At 70.8% G+C, this 20,559-nt stretch carries 19 protein-coding genes and 1 tRNA gene; 12 read left to right on the top strand and 8 right to left on the bottom strand.

From position 1 onward, the window contains the following. Window positions 1-106: 106 nt before the first annotated feature. On the bottom strand, window positions 107-976 hold the full coding sequence (locus ACIBX3_RS36210; RefSeq protein ID WP_397125145.1) for a TetR family transcriptional regulator: 870 nt from the start codon (window positions 974-976) through the stop codon (window positions 107-109). A 79-nt stretch (window positions 977-1,055) separates the two neighbouring features. Further along, entirely contained in the window at window positions 1,056-1,994 is a 939-nt protein-coding gene (locus ACIBX3_RS36205; RefSeq protein ID WP_397125025.1) for an acyl-CoA desaturase, read from the bottom strand. Window positions 1,995-2,276: 282 nt separating this feature from the next. Between ACIBX3_RS36205 and ACIBX3_RS36200 the strand changes: the two genes are divergently transcribed. The 12 genes from ACIBX3_RS36200 (at window position 2,277) to ACIBX3_RS36145 (ending at window position 13,825) form a co-directional block, all read left to right on the top strand. Next, a tRNA-Gln gene (locus tag ACIBX3_RS36200) sits at window positions 2,277-2,348 on the top strand. A 151-nt stretch (window positions 2,349-2,499) separates the two neighbouring features. Further along, entirely contained in the window at window positions 2,500-3,951 is a 1,452-nt protein-coding gene (glmU, locus tag ACIBX3_RS36195) for a bifunctional UDP-N-acetylglucosamine diphosphorylase/glucosamine-1-phosphate N-acetyltransferase GlmU (RefSeq protein WP_397125024.1), read from the top strand. A gap of 64 nt (window positions 3,952-4,015) precedes the next feature. Next, a complete protein-coding gene (locus ACIBX3_RS36190; RefSeq protein WP_397125023.1) occupies window positions 4,016-4,993 on the top strand; it encodes a ribose-phosphate diphosphokinase in 978 nt (325 codons plus the stop codon). Window positions 4,994-5,094: 101 nt separating this feature from the next. After that, the gene (locus ACIBX3_RS36185; protein ID WP_397125022.1) at window positions 5,095-5,718 is read left to right on the top strand and encodes a 50S ribosomal protein L25/general stress protein Ctc; all 624 of its coding nucleotides are present in this window, start codon (window positions 5,095-5,097) and stop codon (window positions 5,716-5,718) included. Between the two features lie 51 nt (window positions 5,719-5,769). Then, window positions 5,770-6,354 carry an aminoacyl-tRNA hydrolase gene (gene pth / locus ACIBX3_RS36180; protein ID WP_397125021.1) on the top strand — a complete coding sequence of 195 codons (585 nt, stop codon included), beginning with the start codon at window positions 5,770-5,772 and terminating at the stop codon, window positions 6,352-6,354. A gap of 271 nt (window positions 6,355-6,625) precedes the next feature. Further along, window positions 6,626-8,065: a sugar transferase gene (locus ACIBX3_RS36175; protein WP_397125020.1), complete on the top strand. Its 1,440-nt coding sequence runs from the start codon at window positions 6,626-6,628 to the stop codon at window positions 8,063-8,065. Next, on the top strand, window positions 8,065-8,904 hold the full coding sequence (locus tag ACIBX3_RS36170; protein WP_397125019.1) for a 3'(2'),5'-bisphosphate nucleotidase CysQ: 840 nt from the start codon (window positions 8,065-8,067) through the stop codon (window positions 8,902-8,904). Before ACIBX3_RS36175 ends, ACIBX3_RS36170 begins: the two co-directional genes overlap by 1 nt. Before the next feature lie 19 nt (window positions 8,905-8,923). Beyond that, the gene (gene cysD / locus ACIBX3_RS36165) at window positions 8,924-9,838 is read left to right on the top strand and encodes a sulfate adenylyltransferase subunit CysD (protein WP_397125018.1); all 915 of its coding nucleotides are present in this window, start codon (window positions 8,924-8,926) and stop codon (window positions 9,836-9,838) included. A gap of 70 nt (window positions 9,839-9,908) precedes the next feature. After that, window positions 9,909-11,171, top strand: coding sequence for a sulfate adenylyltransferase subunit CysN (cysN, locus tag ACIBX3_RS36160; protein ID WP_397125017.1), 1,263 nt, complete (start codon window positions 9,909-9,911; stop codon window positions 11,169-11,171). Window positions 11,172-11,262: 91 nt separating this feature from the next. After that, window positions 11,263-12,165 carry a sulfotransferase gene (locus ACIBX3_RS36155; protein WP_397125016.1) on the top strand — a complete coding sequence of 301 codons (903 nt, stop codon included), beginning with the start codon at window positions 11,263-11,265 and terminating at the stop codon, window positions 12,163-12,165. 11 nt (window positions 12,166-12,176) lie between these two features. Next, window positions 12,177-13,031, top strand: a complete 855-nt coding sequence (locus ACIBX3_RS36150) for a glycosyltransferase family 2 protein (protein WP_397125015.1) — start codon at window positions 12,177-12,179, stop codon at window positions 13,029-13,031. Next, on the top strand, window positions 13,028-13,825 hold the full coding sequence (locus ACIBX3_RS36145; RefSeq protein ID WP_397125014.1) for a WecB/TagA/CpsF family glycosyltransferase: 798 nt from the start codon (window positions 13,028-13,030) through the stop codon (window positions 13,823-13,825). Before ACIBX3_RS36150 ends, ACIBX3_RS36145 begins: the two co-directional genes overlap by 4 nt. Here the strand turns inward: ACIBX3_RS36145 and ACIBX3_RS36140 are convergent. The 6 genes from ACIBX3_RS36140 to ACIBX3_RS36115 are packed head-to-tail and all read right to left on the bottom strand — an operon-like array spanning window position 13,812 to window position 20,307. After that, window positions 13,812-14,726 carry a sulfotransferase gene (locus ACIBX3_RS36140; protein ID WP_397125013.1) on the bottom strand — a complete coding sequence of 305 codons (915 nt, stop codon included), beginning with the start codon at window positions 14,724-14,726 and terminating at the stop codon, window positions 13,812-13,814. The two genes, ACIBX3_RS36145 and ACIBX3_RS36140, sit on opposite strands and share 14 nt — an antisense overlap. Next, window positions 14,723-15,997, bottom strand: coding sequence for a lipopolysaccharide biosynthesis protein (locus tag ACIBX3_RS36135; protein ID WP_397125012.1), 1,275 nt, complete (start codon window positions 15,995-15,997; stop codon window positions 14,723-14,725). Before ACIBX3_RS36135 ends, ACIBX3_RS36140 begins: the two co-directional genes overlap by 4 nt. After that, entirely contained in the window at window positions 15,985-16,839 is an 855-nt protein-coding gene (locus ACIBX3_RS36130; protein WP_397125011.1) for a sulfotransferase domain-containing protein, read from the bottom strand. The genes ACIBX3_RS36135 and ACIBX3_RS36130 overlap by 13 nt, the downstream gene beginning before the upstream one ends. Next, window positions 16,836-17,732, bottom strand: a complete 897-nt coding sequence (locus ACIBX3_RS36125; RefSeq protein WP_397125010.1) for a hypothetical protein — start codon at window positions 17,730-17,732, stop codon at window positions 16,836-16,838. The genes ACIBX3_RS36130 and ACIBX3_RS36125 overlap by 4 nt, the downstream gene beginning before the upstream one ends. Beyond that, on the bottom strand, window positions 17,729-18,994 hold the full coding sequence (locus ACIBX3_RS36120; protein WP_397125009.1) for an O-antigen ligase family protein: 1,266 nt from the start codon (window positions 18,992-18,994) through the stop codon (window positions 17,729-17,731). Before ACIBX3_RS36120 ends, ACIBX3_RS36125 begins: the two co-directional genes overlap by 4 nt. After that, complete coding sequence (locus ACIBX3_RS36115) at window positions 18,991-20,307, bottom strand: YveK family protein (protein WP_397125008.1); 1,317 nt, start codon at window positions 20,305-20,307, stop codon at window positions 18,991-18,993. The genes ACIBX3_RS36120 and ACIBX3_RS36115 overlap by 4 nt, the downstream gene beginning before the upstream one ends. Window positions 20,308-20,559 lie beyond the last annotated feature (252 nt).

Here is a 20,559-nt window from a genome sequence, read left to right as displayed (position 1 = left end):
CCCTGATTGGTTGAACGGAACGTTAACGGAGCCGCAACGGCTCACTCCGGGCCGTCAGCCCTGCTCAACACAATAGTCATTCAGGCGGGGTGACTCGTTCAAGCCGTCATTCGGATTGATCTACCTGTTCGAGACGGGCGGCGCGCTCGGCCAGCCGGACCTCCCGCTGGCGGATCTTCTCCTCGCGCTCCTTGACCTTCTCCGCCTCCTTCAGCAGGCGCTCGCGCTCCTTCAGCTCGCGGACCCGGGCCTTCTCGGCCTCCTTGAGCTCGCGCTGGCGGACCTTCTCCGCCTCCTTGGCCTCCTTCTCCCGCGCCTTCTCGAACTCGCGCAACTCCTTCTCGCCGGTGCGCGGCTTGGCGGGGGCGGGGACGTGCGCGCGGGTCATCGCGGTGATCGCCGGATTGGGGTTGAGCCCGGTCAGGCCGTTCCAGGCCAGGTTGACCAGGTGGGCGGCGACCTCCTCGCGGCCCGGCTTGCGTACGTCCAGCCACCACTGGCCGGTCAGCGCCACCATGCCGACCAGCATCTGGGCGTACATCGGCGCGAGCTTGGGGTCGTAGCCGCGGGCCGCGAACTCGTCGGCCAGAACGTCCTCGACCTGGCTGGCGATCTCGCTGATCAGGCTCGCGAACGTGCCGGTGCCCGACGCGGCGTGCGAATCGCGCACCAGGATGCGGAAGCCCTCGCTGCTCTCCTCGATGTACTGGAGCAGCGCCAGCGCGGCCCGCTCCAGCTTGACGAGGGAGTGGGCCGCCGCCAGAGCCTCGGTGATCATGCTGAGGAGCTTTTGCATCTCGCGGTCGACGACGACCGCGTAGACGCCCTCTTTACCGCCGAAATGCTCGTAGACCACTGGTTTCGACACCTGTGCGGTAGCTGCGATTTCCTCGATAGAGGTCCCGTCGAACCCCTTTTCCGCGAAGAGCGTGCGACTGATGCGGATCAGCTGCTCTCGTCGCTCGCTACCGGACATGCGCCTGCGAGATCGGGGTTCGGTCACGGTTTCCATAATGACGGCCACCGATGTATGGCCGCTCATCGCATTATTTTCGTCAGGCAATGCGCTTCGCCGCCAGGCGCTCCGGCGTCGGCCAGCGGACGTCGTACGCCCAGCCCAGCTTCTCGAAGATCCTGATCAGTCCGGCGCTCAGGTCGATCTGGCCCTTGAGCGCGCCGTGCCTGGCGCACGTCGGGTCGGAGTGGTGCAGGTTGTGCCACGACTCGCCGAAGGACGGGATGGCCAGCCACCACACGTTGCGGGACTTGTCGCGTACCTGGAAGTCCTCCTCGCCGAAGACGTGACAGATGGAGTTGATCGACCAGGTCACGTGGTGCAGGAGGCCGATGCGGACGAGCGTGCCCCAGAACAGCGCGGTCAGCGCGCCCTGCCAGGACCAGGTGAGCAGCAGGCCGAGCACGCCGGGAAGCACCATCGAGACGATGGCCAGCGTGGGGAACCACTTGTGCAGCTTGAGCACGTCCTCGTCCTTGCACAGGTCGGGGGCGTACTTCTCCCTGTTGGTGCGCTCGCTCTCGAACAGCCAGCCCATGTGGGCGTAGAGCAGGCCCTTGGCCATGTTCTTGAAGCCCGGGCCGAAGCGCCACGGCGAGTGCGGGTCGCCCTCCTTGTCGGAGAACTTGTGGTGCTTGCGGTGGGTGGCCACCCAGTCGAGCACGGACATCTCCAGCGACAGGCTGCCGGCGACGCCCATGGCGATCTTCAGCGGCCGCTTGGCCTTGAACGAGCCGTGCGTGAAGTAGCGGTGCAGGCCCACGGTGACGCCGAGTCCCGAGACCACGTAGAAGACGAACGCGATCGCGATGTCCGTCCAGCCGAGTCCCCATCCCCACGCGAGCGGCACGGCGGCGGCGATCGCGATCAGTGGCAGTCCGACGACCAGACCGAAGGTGATCAGTTCTGCGCGGGATTTCGGCTCGGGCTCGTATTCGGGCTTCGGGGTGGATGCGGAACGCTCGGCGACAACGGTCATGGGCGACCTCCAACGGCATGTATGAGGATGAATGTCCGGGCTACGCAACCGTAACCTACGCCATCGTAAGTAAGGAAGACCTAAGCAGTAGATGTGGTGAAGGTGACGCTCTACCCGGCTAGGTGGGTTGGATTCGTGTCTTGCGGCTTTTTGGGTGTTCTGTTACGTGGCGGCTGTCACGCTGCCACCTGGGATGATCGGCCTTGAGAGGGAAATGCGGGCGCGGACCGGGGTGCGGGCTCGGTATCGTAGGGATGTGTCGGACGCCACGTGTCCGATCTGTCCCGGATCGTCTAATCGGCAGGACAAGTGGTTTTGGTCCACTTTGTAGGGGTTCGAGTCCTCTTCCGGGAGCCTTGAGGCAGTGCGGGCTACCTGGCCCCGACGCGGAAGTCCGGGGTAGGGCCAGGTATCCTCACGGTGTCGGGAGGGTAGCGGTGCGGTAGCCGTACAAAGGAGCCGTGCCCATGGCCCTGATCCGTCCAGTCACAGGGAGCCTCAGTCCGTGAGTGTGCCGCGCCCGGCAGCCGTCATCGTCCTCGCCGCCGGCGAGGGCACCCGGATGAAGAGCCAGACCCCGAAAGTCCTGCACGAGCTGTGCGGCCGCGCGCTGGTCGACCACATGCTCGCCGCCGCCCGCGACCTCGGTCCCGAGCGCCTCATCGTCGTCATCGGCCACGCGCTGGAGCAGGTGGGCGGCCACCTGGCCGCCACCAGCCCCGACGCGCGCGCCGTCGTCCAGCGGGAGCAGCGCGGCACCGGCCACGCGGTCCGCACCGTGCTCGAAGAGGTCGGCACGATCTCCGGCACGGTGCTGGTCACGTACGGCGACGTGCCCCTCCTGCGCACCCAGACCCTCGCCGCGCTGCTCGAACGGCACGCCGCCGACGGCAACGCGGTCACCGTGCTCACGGCCGAGGTGCCCGATCCGACCGGCTACGGACGGATCATCCGCGACGAGGGCGGCGCCGTCCTGGAGATCGTCGAGGAGAAGGACGCCACGCCCGGGCAGCGCGCCATCAAGGAGATGAACTCCGGCATCTACGCCTTCGACGGCGAGCTGCTCGGCGACGCCGTCAAGCGCGTGTCCACCGACAACGCCCAGGGCGAGGAATACCTCACCGACGTCCTGGCCATTCTGCGCGGCGACGGCCACCGGGTCGGCGCCTGCGTGGCCCCTGACCACGTCGAGGTAGAGGGCGTCAACGACCGCGTGCAGCTCGCCGCCGCCCGCAAGGTGCTCAACCAGCGCCTGCTGGAGGACCACATGCGGGCCGGCGTCACCATCATCGACCCGGCCGGCACGTGGATCGACGTGGGGGTGCGGATCGCGCCCGACGTCGTCATCCACCCCGGCACCCAGCTGCACGGCGACACCGTCATCGAGACCGGCGCCGAGGTCGGGCCCGCCACCACGCTGACCGGGACCCGCGTCGGCGAGGGGGCCGTCGTGCGCAACGCCGTCTGCGACCGGGCCGAGATCGGCCCGGAGGCCAACGTCGGCCCCTACGCCTACCTGCGGCCCGGCACCGTGCTCGGGCGCAAGTCCAAGGCCGGCACGTTCGTCGAGATGAAGAACGCGACCGTCGGCGAGCGCTCCAAGGTGCCGCACCTGACGTACGCGGGCGACGCCACCATAGGCGAGGACGTCAACATCGGCGCCGCCACCGTCTTCGTCAACTACGACGGGGTCAACAAGCACCACACCACCGTGGGCGACGGCGTGTTCGTCGGCTGCGACACCATGCTCGTCGCCCCGGTGACGGTCAACGACGGCGCCTACACGGCGGCCGGCTCGGTGATCGTCGACGAGGTTCCCCCGGGCGCGATCGGCGTGGCGCGGGCGCGGCAGCGCAACATCGAGAAATGGGTCTTGCGCAGGCGCGCGGGCACGAAGTCGGCCGCGGCCGCCGAGCGGGCGCTGGCACGGCAAGAGCAGCAGGAGAAGGAAGCATGACCGAGCTTGTCGAGGGCATCAATAAGCACAGCACCATGGTCATGAGAGCTTCGAAGGAGATCTCATGACCAGCATCAAACAGCCGGGCGAGAAGAACCTCATGCTCTTCTCCGGCCGGGCCCATCCGGAGCTGGCCGAGGAGATCGCCAAGCACGTCGGTGTCTCCCTCACCCCGACCAAGCTGATCGACTTCGCCAACGGCGAGATCTACGCCCGCTACATGGAGTCCGTACGCGGCTGCGACGCCTTCGTGATCCAGAGCCACACGGCGCCGATCAACAAGTGGATCATGGAGCATCTCATCATGGTCGACGCGCTGAAGCGGGCCTCCGCCAAGCGCATCACCGTGGTCATGCCGTTCTTCGGCTACGCCCGCCAGGACAAGAAGGGCCGCGGCCGCGAGCCCATCACGGCCAGGCTCATGGCCGACATGTTCAAGACCGCGGGCGCCGACCGGCTCATGTCGATCGACCTGCACACCTCGCAGATCCAGGGCTTCTTCGACGGCCCGGTGGACCACCTGTTCGCCATGCCGGTCCTGGAGAGCTACCTCAAGAACAAACTCGACCTGGCCAACACCACCGTCGTCTCGCCCGACACCGGCCGCGTCCGCCTGTCGGAGCGCTGGGCCGACACGCTCGGCACGCCGCTGGCGTTCATCCACAAGCGCCGGGACCTCGACGTGGCCAACCAGGTGAAGGTCAACGAGGTGGTCGGGCGGGTGCGCGGCCGCACGTGCGTGGTGATCGACGACATGATCGACACCGCGGGCACCATCTGCAAGGCCGCCGACGCCCTCTACGAGCAGGGCGCCACCAACGTGATCACCGCCGCCACCCACGCGGTCTTTTCCGACCCCGCCGTGGACCGGCTGAAGAACTCCAAGATCTCCGAGGTCATCGTCACCAATACGCTGCCGTTGTCGCAGGCCAACAGGTTCGACAAGCTGACGGTTCTGTCCATCGCGCCGCTCATCGCGCGGGCCATCACCGAGATCTTCAACGACGGCTCGGTGACGAGCCTGTTCGAAGGCGACACCTGAGCCCTATAAACTGAACAGGTTGCGCTCGTAACGCCTTCCGCTAGGGCGGGTGAGGGAGAGCGCTCACCACACCGAATCCTCATGCATCCCTAGGAGATGTCGTGTCCGAAGTACGTATCGCCGCCGAGTCCCGCACCACGTTCGGCAAGGGCGCCGCTCGCAAGATCCGCCGCGCCGACAAGGTGCCCGCCGTTCTCTACGGGCACGGCATCGACCCCAAGCACCTGACCCTGCCGGGCCACGAGGTGCTGCTCGCGCTCCGTACGCCCAACGTTCTGATCCGCCTCGAGGGTGACGGCGTGGACGAGCTGGCCCTGCCCAAGGGCGTGCAGCGCGACCCGATCAAGGGCTTCGTCGAGCACGTCGACCTGCTCCTGGTCAAGCGCGGCGAGAAGGTCACCGTCGAGATCCCCGTCACCACCGTCGGCGACGTCCACACGGACGGCCTGCTCGACCAGCAGCTCGTCTCGGTCTCCGTGGAGGCCGAGGCCACCCACATCCCGACCGGCGTCGAGGTCGACGTCGAGGGCCTGGAGGTCGGCACCGTCATCACCGCCGCCCAGCTCCCGCTCCCGGAGGGCACCACGCTGGTCGCCGACCCCGAGACCGTCATCCTCCAGGTCAGCGCCAAGCCGGTCGAGGCGCCGGAGGAGGGCGCGGAGGCCGAGGGCGCGGTCGCCGCGGCCGCCGAGGGCGAGACCGCCGAGGCCACGGCCTCCGAGTGATCCCGAACGGGGCGGCGCGAGCCGCCCCGTTTTCGCTACGAAGGGGAGCGCGTGGACCGCTGGTTGATCGCCGGACTGGGCAACCCTGGGCCCGAATACGCCGGCAACCGGCACAACGCCGGCTTCATGGTGCTCGACGAGCTGGCCGCCCGGGCGGGCGGACGGTTCAAGGCGCACAAGAGCCGGGCCGAGGTGTGCGAGACGCGTGCCGCCATCCTGGCCAAGCCGCTGACGTACATGAATCTGTCCGGCGGCCCCGTCAAGGCGCTCTCCGACTTCTACAAGATCGGCCCGGAGCGGCTGATCGTCGTCCACGACGAGCTGGACATCCCCTACGGCGCGCTGCGCGCCAAGCTCGGCGGCGGCGACAACGGCCACAACGGCCTCAAGTCGATCACCAAGGTCCTCGCCACCCGCGACTACCTGCGGGTCCGTTTCGGCATCGGGCGCCCGCCCGGCCGCATGGACGCCGCCTCCTTCGTGCTCAGGGACTTCGCCACCATGGAGCGCAAGGACCTGCCCTTCCTCGTGGACCGGGCGGCCGACGTCGTGGAGTCGCTGATGGCCCGCGGCCTGGAGGCCACCCAGAACGAGTACCACCGGGCTGATCTGCACATTTCCGGCCCTCCTCGCTGATCACCGCATTGAGTCGTTCGCCGGTTCGCCGCCTTTCACGCCGCTACAGTCGGTGACCGTCCGTTCGGCGCAAACTCAGGACGTCTGCGCTCGCGAGGAATCACATACCTCTTCGTGGTTGATGTGTTACTCTCGGTGACGCGGTTTCGACCTCGGACGCACCCGGCCTGGCCGGGGCCCGGATTTGTGCTCCGTTGAACCGCGCTTCGGGCCTTCGGCCCTGAGTCGTTGCCGAATGGTCACCTGGAGGCGTGCGTGCGGTGAGGGGCTCATGACCGTCGTCAGAACCGGCCACGTCGCCTCCTCGCGGGTGAGCCCGTGCACACCGGCCTGGGTCCGCTCCTACCGCCTGCGGGCGGTGGCGGCCGACCTGTGCGGGGCGGGCATCGGCTCCGCGGTCGCCTTCTCGGTGCGGTTCGGCGGTCTCACGCCGTACGTGGTGCCGTACCTGCTGGTCAGTCTGGCGCTGCCGGTGGTGTGGGTGTGCTCGGCGGCGCTGCACCGGGCCTACGAGCCACGCATGATCGGCGTCGGCTCCGAGGAGTTCCGCAGGATCCTGCAGTCCGGCGTGGCGCTCACCGCGGGCACCGCCATCGGCTCCTACGTGACCAAGACCGACGTCGCCCGCGGCTACGTGGTCCTCGCGCTGCCCCTGGTCACGCTGCTCACGCTGGTCTTCAGGTACGCGCTGCGGCGCTCGCTGCACCGGCGCAGGGCGTCGGGCCAGTGCATGCGCCGGGTGGTCGCGGTCGGCCACGCCGCCTCGATCGCGGAGCTGGTGGCGCTGTTCCGCAAGGAGCGCCACCACGGCATGGACGTCGTGGCGGCCTGCCTGCCGCATGCCACCCCCGGCGAGCGGGTGGCCGAGGTGCCGGTCGCCGGCGACCTCAGCGACGTGCCGATCGCGGTGGAGCAGCACGACGCCGACACCGTGGCCGTGCTGGCCTGCCCCGAGATGGACGGGCAGGCGCTGCGCCGGCTGGCCTGGCGGCTGGAGCGCACGCACACCGAGCTCGTGGTGGCCCCCGCGTTGATGGACGTGGCCGGGCCGCGCACCATGATCAGGCCGACGGCCGGGCTCCCGCTCCTGCACGTGGAGCATCCCGAGCTGACCGGGGCCAGGCAACTGGTCAAGAACGTCTTCGACCGGCTGGTCGCCGCCGTGCTGCTGGTGCTGCTGGCGCCGCTGATGGCGGGGCTCGCGATCGCCGTGCGGGCGACCAGCCCGGGTCCGGCGCTGTTCCGGCAGACCCGGGTGGGCAGGGACGGGCGGCTGTTCACGATCCTGAAGTTCCGCACCATGCGGCGCGGCTCGGAGCAGCAGAAGGTCACCTTGGTCAGCGACCGCGACGGGCTGCTGTTCAAGATCCGCAACGATCCGCGCGTCACGCCGCTCGGCACGCGCATGCGCCGCCACTCGCTCGACGAGCTGCCGCAGCTCATCAACGTCGTGCTCGGACACATGTCGCTCGTGGGACCCCGGCCGCCGCTTCCCGAGGAGGTGGCGCGCTACGGTGACGACGTGCGAAGACGGCTGCTCGTACGTCCCGGGCTGACCGGGCTGTGGCAGGTCAGTGGTAGATCTGACCTATCTTGGGAGGAATCCGTACGCCTCGACCTGCGTTACGTGGAGAACTGGTCCCTCACGCTGGACTTGCAGATCTTGTGGAAAACCTGGTCGGCCGTCGCCCGCGGGCAAGGAGCATATTGATGACGATTCGCGACGACCACGCTCTCGCCGCCGACCTGGCGACCGAGGCCGGCGAGCGGCTGCTACGGATTCGCGAGCGCCTGGGGTTCGGCGACCAGGCCGCGTTGAAGGCCGAGGGTGACCGGGCCTCCCACGTGTTCCTCATGGAGTCCCTGGCCCGGCTGCGGCCCAGCGACAGCGTCCTGTCGGAGGAGGCCACCCGCGAGGAGCGCCTCGACCCGCGCCGGCTCACGGCCGACCGGGTGTGGATCGTCGATCCGCTTGATGGCACGCGCGAGTTCTCGGAGCGGCGAGCCGGCCCCGGAAGCGGCAGCTTGCGTAACCAAGACGGGGCCGAAGGGAGCGCGACCATAAGCACGGAGGAAGGCAGGGCCGACTGGGCCGTGCACGTGGCGTTGTGGGAGCGCGGCAGGCTGACTGCGGGCGCCGTGGCGCTGCCCGCCCAGGGCCGTACGCTGACCACCGCCGAGCCGCCCAAGCCGCCCGCGTACGAGGGCGGCCGCTTCCGCATCGCGGTGAGCCGCACCCGGCCGCCCGAGTTCGTCCAGAAGCTCGCCTACCTCGTGGGCGCCGACCTGGTGCCGATCGGCTCCGCCGGAGCGAAGATCTCCGCGGTGCTCACCGGCGAGGTCGAGGCGTACGTGCACGCCGGCGGCCAGTACGAATGGGACTCCGCCGCGCCGGTCGCCGTCGCGCTGGCCGCCGGAGTGCACGCGAGCCGCATCGACGGCGCGGAGCTGACCTACAACCAAGCCGACCCGTCACTACCAGATATTCTGGTTTCCCTACCGGATCTGGCGGCATCCCTGCTCGCCGGGATTCGGGACCTGCACCGCTAAAACGCCGGAGGAAGCTCCCATGCTCCAGCGCGACTACACGACGTCGCAGCTTGACGTACTCGAAGCCGAGGCCATCCACATCATGCGCGAGGTGGCGGCCGAGTTCGAGCGTCCGTGTCTGCTCTTCTCCGGAGGCAAGGACTCGATCGTCATGCTCCGGATCGCGGAGAAGGCGTTCTGGCCCGCGGCCATCCCGTTCCCCCTCATGCATGTCGACACCGGCCACAACTTCGACGAGGTCATCGAGTTCCGCGACCGCCGCTCCGGCGAGCTGGGCGCGCGCCTGATCGTGGCCAGCGTGCAGGACTCCATCGACCAGGGCCGGGTGGTGGAGGAGACCGGGCGGCGCGCCTCGCGCAACCGGCTGCAGACCACCACGCTGCTGGACGCGATCGAGGAGCACGAGTTCGACGCCGTGTTCGGCGGCGCGCGCCGCGACGAGGAGAAGGCCCGCGCCAAGGAGCGGGTGTTCTCCTTCCGCGACGACTTCGGCCAGTGGGACCCGAAGAACCAGCGCCCCGAGCTGTGGAACCTCTACAACGCGCGCATCCGCAAGGGTGAGCACATCCGCGTCTTCCCGCTGTCCAACTGGACCGAGCTCGACGTCTGGGACTACATCAGGCGCGAGGGCATCGAGATCCCCTCCATCTACTTCGCCCACACCCGCAAGGTCTTCGAGCGCGACGGCATGCTGCTGCCCGACTCCGACGTGGTCCAGCGCGGCGACGACGAGCCGCTGGTCGAGGCCGTCGTGCGTTACCGCACGGTGGGCGACATGACCTGCACCGGCGCGGTGCAGTCCACGGCCGCCACGGTGGAGGAGATCATCGAGGAGATCGCGGCCACCCGGATCACCGAGCGCGGGGCCACCAGGGCCGACGACCGCTCGTCCGAGGCCGCCATGGAAGACCGGAAACGAGAGGGTTATTTCTAATGCCGACCGTCCGTACCAGTTCCGGTTCACCCTGGAGGACCGGCTGCGTCTACTTCAAGGGCTACTTCTAATGGACATTCTTCGCTTTGCCACGGCGGGAAGCGTCGACGACGGCAAGTCCACCCTCATCGGACGGTTGCTCTTCGACTCCAAGGCGATCTTCGAGGACCAGCTCGAGGCCGTGGAGCGCACCTCGCGCGACCGGGGCACCGAATACACCGACCTGTCGCTGCTGACCGACGGGCTGCGGGCCGAGCGGGAGCAGGGCATCACGATCGACGTGGCGTACCGCTATTTCGCGACGCCGCGCCGGAAGTTCATCATCGCCGACACACCCGGCCACATCCAGTACACACGGAACATGGTCACCGGCGCCTCCACGGCCGACCTGGCGATCATCCTCATCGACGCCCGCAAGGGCGTGTTGGAGCAGTCGCGCCGGCACGCGTTCCTGACCTCGCTGCTGCGCGTGCCGCACCTGGTGCTGGCCGTCAACAAGATGGACCTGGTGGACTACTCGCAGGAGCGGTTCGAGGAGATCAGGGAGGAGTTCTCGGCGTTCGCGTCCAAGCTCAACGTCTCCGATCTGACGTTCATCCCGATCTCCGCGCTCAACGGCGACAACGTGGTCTCCCGCTCGGAGAACATGCCGTGGTACCTCGGCACGTCGCTGCTGCACCACCTGGAGAACGTGCACATCGCCTCCGACCGCAACCTGACCGACGTGCGCTTCCCCGTCCAGTACGTCATCCGCCCCCAGCGGGCCACCGACCAGGCCTTCCACGACTACCGCGGCTACGCGGGCCAGGTCGCCGGCGGCGTGCTGAAGCCGGGCGACGAGGTCGTGCACCTGCCGTCGGGCCTGACCACCCGGATCGCGTCGATCGACACGTTCGACGGCCCGGTGGAGGAGGCGTTCCCGCCCATGTCGGTGACGCTGCGCTTCGAGGACGACCTGGACATCTCGCGGGGCGACATGATCGCCCGGCCCAACAACCAGCCGAACGTGGCGCAGGAGCTGGAGGCGATGGTCTGCTGGATGGGCGACGGGCTCAAGCTGACGCCGCGGTCCAAGCTGACGATCAAGCACACCACCCGTACGGCCCGCGCCCTCGTCCGTGACCTGCACTACCGGCTCGACGTCAACACCCTGCACCGGGACGAGGAGGCCACGTCGCTCGGCCTCAACGAGATCGGGCGGGTGTCGCTCCGGATCACGCAGCCGCTGTTCGTGGACGACTACGGCCGCAACCGGCTGACCGGCGGCTTCATCCTGGTGGACGAGGCCACGAACGGCACGGTCGGCGCAGGCATGATCATGGATGCCCGCTGAACGGTAGATCTTTTCGCCTTTCCTGATTCGCTGATTACGCTCCGGGTTAGGGTCGTCGCGTTCCGTGTTCGCGACGCGAAGGCCCTTCTCCGTGACCGACCCCGCAACCACCACCCAGGTGATCTATCTGGGTGGTCTGGGCCGCAGTGGCACCACGCTGCTCGAGCGGCTCCTCGGCGAGCTGCCCGGCGTGGTCGCGCTCGGCGAGGTCGTGCACCTGTGGGAGCGGGGAGTGCTCGCGCAGGAGCTCTGCGGCTGCGGGGCGCCCTTCCCCGCCTGCCCCTTCTGGCGGCAGGTGGGAGAGCGGGCGTTCGGTGGGTGGACCAGGTGTTTGGCGGAGCGCGTCCTGACGTTGCGGCACCGGGTCGACCGCACGCGCCGGATCGCCCGCATCGCACATCCCGACCTGACCGAGTACGCACAGGCGTACCGGCTCCTGTACGACGCCACGGGCGCCCGCGTCGTGATCGACTCCAGCAAGCACGCGTCGCTGGCCTGCTGCCTGGTGAGCGGCGGCGTGGACGTACGCGTCGTCCACATGGTCAGGGACCCGCGGGCCGTCGCCCACTCCTGGGGCAGGACCGTGCGGCGCCCCGAGGACGGACGGCCCATGACCCGCTGGGGGCCCGCCCGCACAGCGCTGCACTGGACGGCCCAGAACACCGCGCTGGAGCTGCTCGCCCGGCGCGGCGCACGCGTCACGACCGTCCGCTACGAGGACCTGCTCGCCGCCCCTGAGCCGACGCTCGCGGCGCTGACCCGCGAGCTGGGGCTGGCCGACGTGCCGGAGTTGCCGTTCGTCGACGGCCGGACCGCCTGGCTGGGGCCCTCGCACACGGTCTCCGGCAACCCGATGCGGTTCCACGTGGGCCGCGTGGAGCTGCGGCGCGACGACTCCTGGGCGACCGGGCTGGCCGACGGCGACCGGCGGGTGGTCAACGCGCTCACGTGGCCGCTCAGGGTCAGGTACGGCTATTGGGGGGCCGAGGCGTGAGGTCCGTGGGCGTGGTGATCCCGACCCGCGGCGACCGCCCGGGTCCGCTGCGCGAGGCCGTCGAGGCGGTGCTGGCCCAGGACTATCCGGGGGAGCTCTCGGTGGTCGTCGTGGCGGACGGCGTGGCGTGTCCGGACGTCGGCGCTCCCGTACGCGTCCTGCCGAACACGCGCACTCCCGGGCTCCCCGGGGCGCGCAACACCGGCGTCGCCGCCTGCGACACCGACCTCGTGGCCTTCTGCGACGACGACGACGTCTGGCTGCCGGGCAAGCTCACCGCCCAGGTCCGCGCGCTGGCGGACGGCGCCGAGTTCGCCAGTTGCGGCATCGAGGTCGAGCACGGCGGCCACCGCGTGGCCCGGCTCGCCGGCACGTCCACCGTCACGGCGGCCGATCTCGTACGGTCGCGCATGGTGATGGTCCACTCCTCGACGTTCCTGTTCGAACGCGGCGAGCTGCAGGCCGACGAAAGCGCGCCCGCCGGTCAGAACGAGGACTGGGACCTGGCGTTGCGCGCGGCCAAAAGGCGCCCGATCGCGCACGTCGACCGGCCGCTCGTCCGGGTGCGGTGGGCGGGGTCCCACTACGCCACGCGCTGGGCGGACCGCATTGCCGGGCTCGGCTGGATGCTCGCCCGGCACCCTGAACTGGCCGTGGACCCGCGCGGCGCGGCGCGGGTCTACGGCCAGCTGGCCTTCAGCCACGCAGCGCTCGGGCATCGGCGCGAGGCCGCCCGCTGGGCCCTCCGCGCGCTCGCGACCCGCCTCGGCGAGCCGCGCGCCCCGATCGCGCTGGCGGTGGCGGCCGGTCTCATCCCCGCGCCCGCCGTGCTCGCCCTGCTGCACAATCGGGGGCACGGCATTTGAGCGTTCGATCGGCGGCTTCCGCGGTAGGCGAGGCCGGACGGGTGCGGGTGGGCGGCGTCGGGGTGGACGTGCTCACCGAGGAGCAGGTGGTGCGGCGGGTGGCCGCCGAGCTGGAGGCGGGGCGGGGCGGGCACATCGTCACCCCCAACGTCGACATCTGCCGGATCGCCGCCGCCGACGCCTCGCTCATGGAGCTCGTGTGCGCCGCCGAGCTGGTGGTGGCCGACGGGATGCCGCTGGTGTGGGCGGCCAGGGTGCTGGGCACGCCGCTGCCGGAGCGCGTCACCGGGGCCGATCTCCTCTGGGGACTGAGCGAGCTGGCCGCCCGGCGGGGCTGGCCTGTATACCTGCTCGGCGGCCCTCCGGGTGCCCCGCAGCAGGCCGCGGACCGGCTCACGGGCCGCTATCCGGCGCTGCGCGTCTGCGGCGCCCACGCACCTCCCTACGGCTTCGACACCACCCGCGCGGGACGCGACCTCGTCCGGCGCAAGCTGATCGCCGCGCGCCCGCGACTCGTCTTCGTCGGGCTCGGCTTCCCCCGCCAGGACCGGCTCATCGCCGGCCTGCGGGACGGGCTGCCCGGCGCGTGGTTCCTGGGGTGCGGGGCGGCGATCGCCTTCGCCGCCGGAAGGGTCCCCAGGGCGCCGGAGTGGATGCGGCGGGCCGGGCTGGAGTGGGCGTTCCGGCTCGGCAGCGAGCCGGGGCGGCTGGCGCGCCGCTATCTGGTGGACGACCTGCCGTTCGCGGCCCGGCTGCTGGGCCGGTGCCTGGCCACGCGGCTCACGGGAGGGTGAGAGCACGTACGCGGGCCGCGTCCTCGGGGCTGAGGCCGCGGGCGGCCACGTCGAGCGCGCGGCGGGAGTCCATCCGCCGGTACGCCGTACGGGAAAGGCCCGACCAGCGGAAACCGCCCTCCTTGGACGGCCCCGTGCACGCCCTGGCGATGCGGCGTTCGGCGGCCGGTGTCCAGGTGAGTCCCGCGTAGGCGTACAGGCGGCGGAAACCGGGGATCGGGTCGGCGGCCAGGGACTCGTACGACGTGACGAGGATCCCGGGTGTCCGGGTGAGGATCCCATGCGTGACCCGCCACAGAGCCGCCGTCTTGGCGACGGGGTCCTGGGAGTCGTCGAGGGCGAGCAGCTCCGGATGGTCGCGGATGAGCAGCGGCTGGTCCAGGAGCTCACGGAAGTGGACCGTCCAGCCGAGCCGCCGCCAGCTCGCCGCGAACGACACCGGGTCCCGTACCAGCGCGATCACCCGGCACCCCAGCCGCCGGGCGAACCAGCCCGCGCTCAGCACCGCGAACGGGTCGTCGAGCAACGCCCGCCGGCCCGCCAGACGGCCGAACGCGAAGGCGGTGCCGTAACGGAGCAGGCGCGCCAGGTCGTACGGGGAGTGGTTCGCGCGTAGCTCGGCCGCCCAGCGGTAGCGCAGGGCGACGGTGTCGCGGAAGGCGGGCAGCCAGTCGGCGGCGTTGTCGTCGCAGATGTACTGGAACCTGTGGGTGACCTCGGCGTCGAGCACGCCGGGGCAGCGCCCTGGCGGGTGCTGGGGGTTGAGCGGCTCGTTGACGTAGACCATGTCACGGCTCGCCGCGAGCATCTTTCCCGTCCAGCTCGTGCCGCTCCTCGGCAGCCCCGTCACCAGGACGGGCGCTCCCGCCACGCCGGCGCCTGGTCTGTCCTGCCCGCTCATGCCGCCGCCCACGTGCGCAGGCGCAGCGCCGCCAGGCTGTGGCGGCCGAACGGGCGCAGGCCGTAGCGGCGGTGGAGCTGCCACAGGGGGAGCAGGTTCTTGACGATCACGCCGCCCGACCAGCCGGCGATCGCCCCGAGCGCCCCGTGGGCCGGGATCAGTGCCAGGTCCAGCGCCAGCGTGCAGGCGACCGCCGCGAGCAGGTTGAGGAGGCTCGTCCCGGTATGCCCCGCGGCGGTCAGAACGACGTCCACCATCCCGCAGGCCGTGGCCACCATCATCGTCCCGGCCAGCACGAGCGCCACCGGTGCCGCCGCCTCGTACGCGGGTCCGAACAGCCCCAGCAGCCACGGCGCCAGCGCCGCGTACGCCACCCACATCGGCCACGTCAGCAGCACCAGCCAGATCGTGGCGGCCTGGTACAGCTCCCTGGCCCGCGCCAGCTCCCCGCCGGCCAGCGCGCCGACCAGTCTGGCCTGCACGGACTGCGCCAGCCCTTGGTTGGCCAGCTGCCCGACGATCTTGAACCGCGTGGCGGCCGTGTACACGGCCGCCTGAGCCGGCCCGGCGAGCAGGGCCACGACCACGACGTCCACCCGCTGGAACACCGCCTGGATCGCCCCGGCGACCGACCGGGGAGCGGTGTGGCGCCACAGGTCACGCCCGGTCCCCGGCAGGTACGGGCTCCGCGGCGCCCGCCCCCGCAGCCCGGCCGCCGCCAGGACCAGCACCGGCACGTACGGCAACCCCCACGCCAGCGGCAACCACTCGGCCGCCCCCGCCCCGGCCACCCCGACCACGAGCACGAGCTGCGCGGTCGGCAGCATCACCCCGTCCAGGAACACCGTCGGCCGCATGGTCCCGAACCCCCGCGTGGCGGCCAGCAGCACGTCCCCCAGCACCATGACCGGAAGGACGGCCGCCACCACCCCCACCCGCGGGTACAGCACCACGGCGCCCGCGCACGCCACCACCGCGCAGGGCACGAGCGCCGCCCGGATATATCCGGATATGCCGCGGTAGCCGAACGTCTCCGCCCGGGCGATGAAGTACACCAGCCCGTTCCCCGCATCCAGCTTGGCGATCCCCGCGGTCATGAGCACCACGGCGGTCGTGGCGAAGAAAGCCCCGGCTTCCGCGGCGGTGAACGCCCTCGTCACGACCACCACCAGCACGAACTGCGCCAGCGCCGAGAAGGCCGCCCCCGCGACGCCCGCGATCCCGCCCCGAGCCGGCCCCTCCCTGGCGGGAGCCCGCGTCAGCGCCGCCACGACGGCTCCCCGCCCAGCCACCGCACCAGCCGCGCGTCGTACGCCTCGAAGTGGTCCCGCAGCGCCTGCCCGAGCACCCGCGGCACCGGCCGCGGCAACGACCGGCCGTTGTGCCGCTCGAACACGGGGTAACCCAGGTGGGGCACCCCCAGGAACTCCAGCACCCGGTCGTAGACCTGCTCCGGCTCCTGGAAGAACCGGTGACTGTCCAGCACCAGGATGCGATCCCGCCCGATCAGCGGCTCCAGCCGGTCGAGCTGATCGGCGTAGCGGCCACGGGCCAGGTAGGCGTGGTGGCGATGCGAGTGGTGCAGCGCGTACGGCGACTCGCGCAGCAGGTCCTCCGCCCCCGCCAGCCGCCGCGCCTCCAGCTCGATCGCGTACTCGAAGTGCGACTCCTCCTCGTACCCCCTGGCCAGCTCGTGGGCGTGGGCCGAGCAGGCCCGCTCGACCGGATCCCGCACCAGGACGATCAGCTTCACCCCGGGCAGGCCGGTCGCGATGCGCTCCCCGGCCAGCGGATGGAACAGGTAATAGGGGGACGACTCGAACGCCTGCGCGCGGGCGCCGTACCGGTGCCCGAGCAGCGCCGCGCTCACCCGCAGCGGGAAATGCCCCTGATACCAGGACAATCCCCGCCAGTAGGCGACGTCGAAGTAGTGCACGCCCTTGTGCAGCACCGGCTTGAGCAGCAGTGGGTGCTGGGCCAGCGCCCGGTAGAGAGACGTGGTCCCGCACCGCTGCGCACCCGCGATCAGGAACGACGGCAGCACCCGCGCCCCGGACGTGGCCCTGCCCACGGCCCGGGACAGCGACAGCACGGGCCGCTTCATGGCCCTCATGTGAGCGATTCCTCCTGGTCGATGGCCGGGTTGAGCCAGGTCTCCGGGGGGCCGAGCGGCCAGCGACCGTCCGCGGCGTGCCGGCCGGCCAGCGCGATCAAATAGCGGACAGAGGTCCGCCTGGCCGTGTCCGCCGGCAGGCCCAGGGGCGCGAGCTCGCGTGCGGCCCCGGCCACGCACGCGTGGGCGGCGGCGGGCGGGTCCATCCGGCGCAGCGTCCGCTGGAAGAAGTGGTGCACGGCGTCGAATCCGTAGGGCACGCCGATCTCGTACCGTTCCCAGTCCCACACGAGCAGCCGTCCGTCGGGGGCCGGGCACATGTTCCAGGGGGCGAGGTCGCCGTGCCAGGCCGCGCAGCGCCCGCCGGTGCCGGCGATCTCCTTGATCGCGTTGAGCAGCAACGGCCGGGGCACGCGGCGGCGCCGCACTGGCAGCGGCGAGAGCGCCAGCACCGCCAGACCGCGCCAGACGCCGTGGTGGAGCACGTCAGGCGGGGTGACCGTGGTGAGGGGCAGACCGGCGAGCCTGCGTAGAGCGGCCGCCTCGGTGGCGATCAGCTCCTGGGCTCGCGCGGTGTCGCCGATCTTCACGAACGCCAGCCGCCGGCGGCCCGAGCGGGCCTCCAGGATGGGCTTGCGGTTGGCCCGCCGCGCGGGCCGGACGTGCAGGACGGTCTCGACCGGCCGGCCGAAGACCTCGCCCAGGTACGCGGCGATCGACCCCTCGTACGGTGCGACGACCTCGGACCAGGGGTGCCACCAGCGGCGCGGCGCCAGCCGGCGGGGGACGGCGGCGTGCGGGAGGATGGTGTACGCCCGGGGCGAGCCAGGACCAGGAAAGAGCAGCCGGACCGTCTCCGCGAGGTAGCCGAGCCGGACGGCGGCGTCGTTCATGAATTCCTCCACAGAAGAGCAAAGGAGATGAGATAGAGGCTGAGAGGCGTGACCAGGCCGTCGTAGACGAACATGTAGAGCAGCACGAGCCCCATCACCAGCACCCCGGCCAGCCCGATCGGGCTGTGGTCGGACCAGTGGCGGCGGATGGCGCCGGCGAAGAAGGCCACGTACAGTGCCGCCCCCGTGAACCCCTGGGTGATGATCAATAACCAGAGCTGCCCGTCGCTGCCCAGCGGCGGATGCCCGCAGGTCGTGCACCACTGGGTCTTGCCCGTGGTGATCGTGCGGTGGTTGCCCATGGCGTTGCGGGTGTTGCCGTAGCCGATCACCGGCGAGCGCCCGGCCGCCGCGAGGGTGGCGGTCACGGTGAAGGCCCTGATGTCGTTCGAGTGTGGTTTGTCCAGCCGCTGCGCGAACAACGCCCCGAGCGGGCTCAGCGTGAACGCCAGCGCCGCCACCGCCACAGCGCCGCACAACATGATCCGGGTGCGCCCGCACCCGCGGACGATGAGATAGACGACCGCGAGGCCCAGGCCGATCCAGAGGCCGCGGTTGAGTGAGTACACGATGGGGATCGCGGCCAGGGCGATCGACACGGCCGCGACGACCCTGCGCCACGGCCCGCCGTACACCCACCAGCCGACCACGAACCAGACCAGCAGCACCGACACGTTGCTGCCCCACGCGTTGGCCCACTCGAACGGCGCCTCCGGCCTGGGCATGGCGTAGCCGAGCACCTTCTGCGTCTGCGCGGCGGTGGGGTGGATGAGGTTCTGTACGAACGGGTTCTCGCCCAGCCACCGCGGCAGCAGCCACTCCACCGGCGAGGTGAACGAGAAGCCGGGCAGGAACACGCCCAGCAGCCCGCCCGCGACCGTCGTGACGAACAGCACGCCGAGCATCCGCACCAGGCGCAGCTGCGGCAGCTCGCGCTCGGTCAGGTTGCCGAGGTAGAGCACCATGATCAGGACGGCCGCGTAGAGCGCCAGGCGCATCGTGTAGCCGACGATCCTGCCGGGGCCGAGCTCGCCGTACGTGCCCGGCGGCGTCTCGGCCAGCATGATCGCGCTCACCAGGTAGCCGGCGACCAGCAGCAGCCACAGCCCGAAGCCGGGCGGCACCCTGATCGGCCTGCGCCGCCACAGCAGCACCGCCATCGGTACGGCCAGCACGATCACCGACAGGCCGCCGAACCCGAGCGCCCACCAGACCGGATAGCCGACCAGCAGTGCCGCGACGGGCCAGGCCGGTCCGCTCACGTCGGCCGGCCGGGCGGGGTCTGGTGCAACGCCTGCATGGGCGTGGTCTCAGCCGACACGCTCACCCCGAACTCGCCGGTCGCGACGAGTTTGCCGAGCGGCGTGTGCGTACGCGGCTCCAGCAGCGGCACGAACGACGGCGCCGCGTCCGTCGCGGTCACCACACCGATGATCGGCACGTCCTGCCGGGCCACCTGGCGTGCGGCCGCCGCGACCTGCTGCGCGGTGACCCGGCCGAGCCCGACCAGCAGCAGGGCGGCGTCCGCCCTGGCCAGGTCGCGTACGTCCGAGCCGTCGAGGATCGTCAGCGGCGCGCTGACCGCCAGCGGCTCGGCCGGTGAAGAGGCGTGCAGATCGGCCGGCAACGACTTGACCAGCAGCCGCTTGCCGGGGCAGGAGGCGACCACGGCGCAGGCCAGCTCGTGCAGCACGCCGTGCCCGCGCGAGCCTGACAGGTCGCCGAGCACGGGCAGGCCGGTCAGCCGCTCCACGTCGGCGGCCGTACGCAGCCGCGTGTCGAGGCGGTCGCGGGCGTAGGCGGCGACGGAGCCGGTGAGCAAGCCCGCCATCAGCCCGGTGCCGAGGTAGAGAGGCAGGCTGGGCGAGCTGGGCAAGGCGGGCGGGGCGGCCCGGCTGATGATCGCGCCGGGGGTGACGGCGACCGTGCGGAGCGCGTCGTACTTGAGCGCGAGGCTGGCGGCCTGCCGGTCGAGCACGCCCTGCCGCTGCAGCGCGATCGCCCGCTCCGGGCTGCCCTTGGGGAGTCGGCTCAGCCCTCTGATGGTCGTGTCGAGACTGGTGTTGACGTGCCTGAGCTTGGCCAGCACCGCCTGCTGCTGCTCGGAGAGCGCGGTCAGCGCGCTCTCCCGCCGGTGCGCGAGGTAGGCGTCGGCGTACGCGCGCGAGTGGGCGGCCGAGACGGCGGGGTCGGCGGCGCTCACCGAGATCCACAGGACCGCCGAGTTGGGCGGCACCGACACCTCGACCGGCTCGGGCGCGTCGACGCCCAGCGTCCTGGCGGCCCGGCCGGCCACCACGGCGGACTGCGCGACCTGGGCCTCGGTGTCGAGGTTGAGCGGCTCGCGCTGGCGCGGGGTCACCTGGTTGCCCGGCTCCTGCGGGCCGACCGGCATGACGTGCACCTGCGTGGTGGCGGTGTAGGCGGGTGGGGTGAGGCGCATCAGCGCGAGCCCGGCCGTGCCGCCGAACACGACGCAGCCCACGAGGAGCAGCCACCGCCTGCGCAGCAGCGAGAGATGCTCCTCCAGATCGGCGCCGGGGCGGCGCGCCTGGACGTCCGGCGACTGGCTCATGGGGGGAGGTCTCCTGGATGGTGTGCGCGTTGTCGCCGAACGGCGACTCTGCGTCACGAGCCGAGGTGTGCGCCCACTATAGGCCGGACGATCAGCACCCAGGTCGAATACGCAAGATTTTCTCCAGTACGGCAGGAAAGAATGGCATTCATAAAACGAAATTCCCGAAAATTCGGACGGGCTGTTTTCCCAGCGCAACCTGCGGATTCGGGAATGGCATGGCAAGGTTCAGGTGTGACAGGGCGGGGGTCC

The organism is Nonomuraea sp. NPDC049480 (genome assembly GCF_044465905.1).
Taxonomy (GTDB): Bacteria; Actinomycetota; Actinomycetes; order Streptosporangiales; family Streptosporangiaceae; genus Nonomuraea.
Note: the sequence above shows the minus strand (reverse complement) of the source record. Positions and strands in the feature narration are given on the sequence as shown.

Coding starts and splice junctions, on each gene's coding strand:
- ACIBX3_RS36210 (WP_397125145.1), bottom strand. CDS start 976: ATGTCCGGTAGCGAGCGACGAGAGCAGCTGATCCGCATCAGTCGCACG.
- ACIBX3_RS36205 (WP_397125025.1), bottom strand. CDS start 1,994: ATGACCGTTGTCGCCGAGCGTTCCGCATCCACCCCGAAGCCCGAATAC.
- ACIBX3_RS36190 (WP_397125023.1), top strand. CDS start 4,016: ATGACCAGCATCAAACAGCCGGGCGAGAAGAACCTCATGCTCTTCTCC.
- ACIBX3_RS36175 (WP_397125020.1), top strand. CDS start 6,626: ATGACCGTCGTCAGAACCGGCCACGTCGCCTCCTCGCGGGTGAGCCCG.
- ACIBX3_RS36170 (WP_397125019.1), top strand. CDS start 8,065: ATGACGATTCGCGACGACCACGCTCTCGCCGCCGACCTGGCGACCGAG.
- cysD (WP_397125018.1), top strand. CDS start 8,924: ATGCTCCAGCGCGACTACACGACGTCGCAGCTTGACGTACTCGAAGCC.
- cysN (WP_397125017.1), top strand. CDS start 9,909: ATGGACATTCTTCGCTTTGCCACGGCGGGAAGCGTCGACGACGGCAAG.
- ACIBX3_RS36140 (WP_397125013.1), bottom strand. CDS start 14,726: ATGAGCGGGCAGGACAGACCAGGCGCCGGCGTGGCGGGAGCGCCCGTC.
- ACIBX3_RS36130 (WP_397125011.1), bottom strand. CDS start 16,839: ATGAGGGCCATGAAGCGGCCCGTGCTGTCGCTGTCCCGGGCCGTGGGC.
- ACIBX3_RS36125 (WP_397125010.1), bottom strand. CDS start 17,732: ATGAACGACGCCGCCGTCCGGCTCGGCTACCTCGCGGAGACGGTCCGG.
- ACIBX3_RS36115 (WP_397125008.1), bottom strand. CDS start 20,307: ATGAGCCAGTCGCCGGACGTCCAGGCGCGCCGCCCCGGCGCCGATCTG.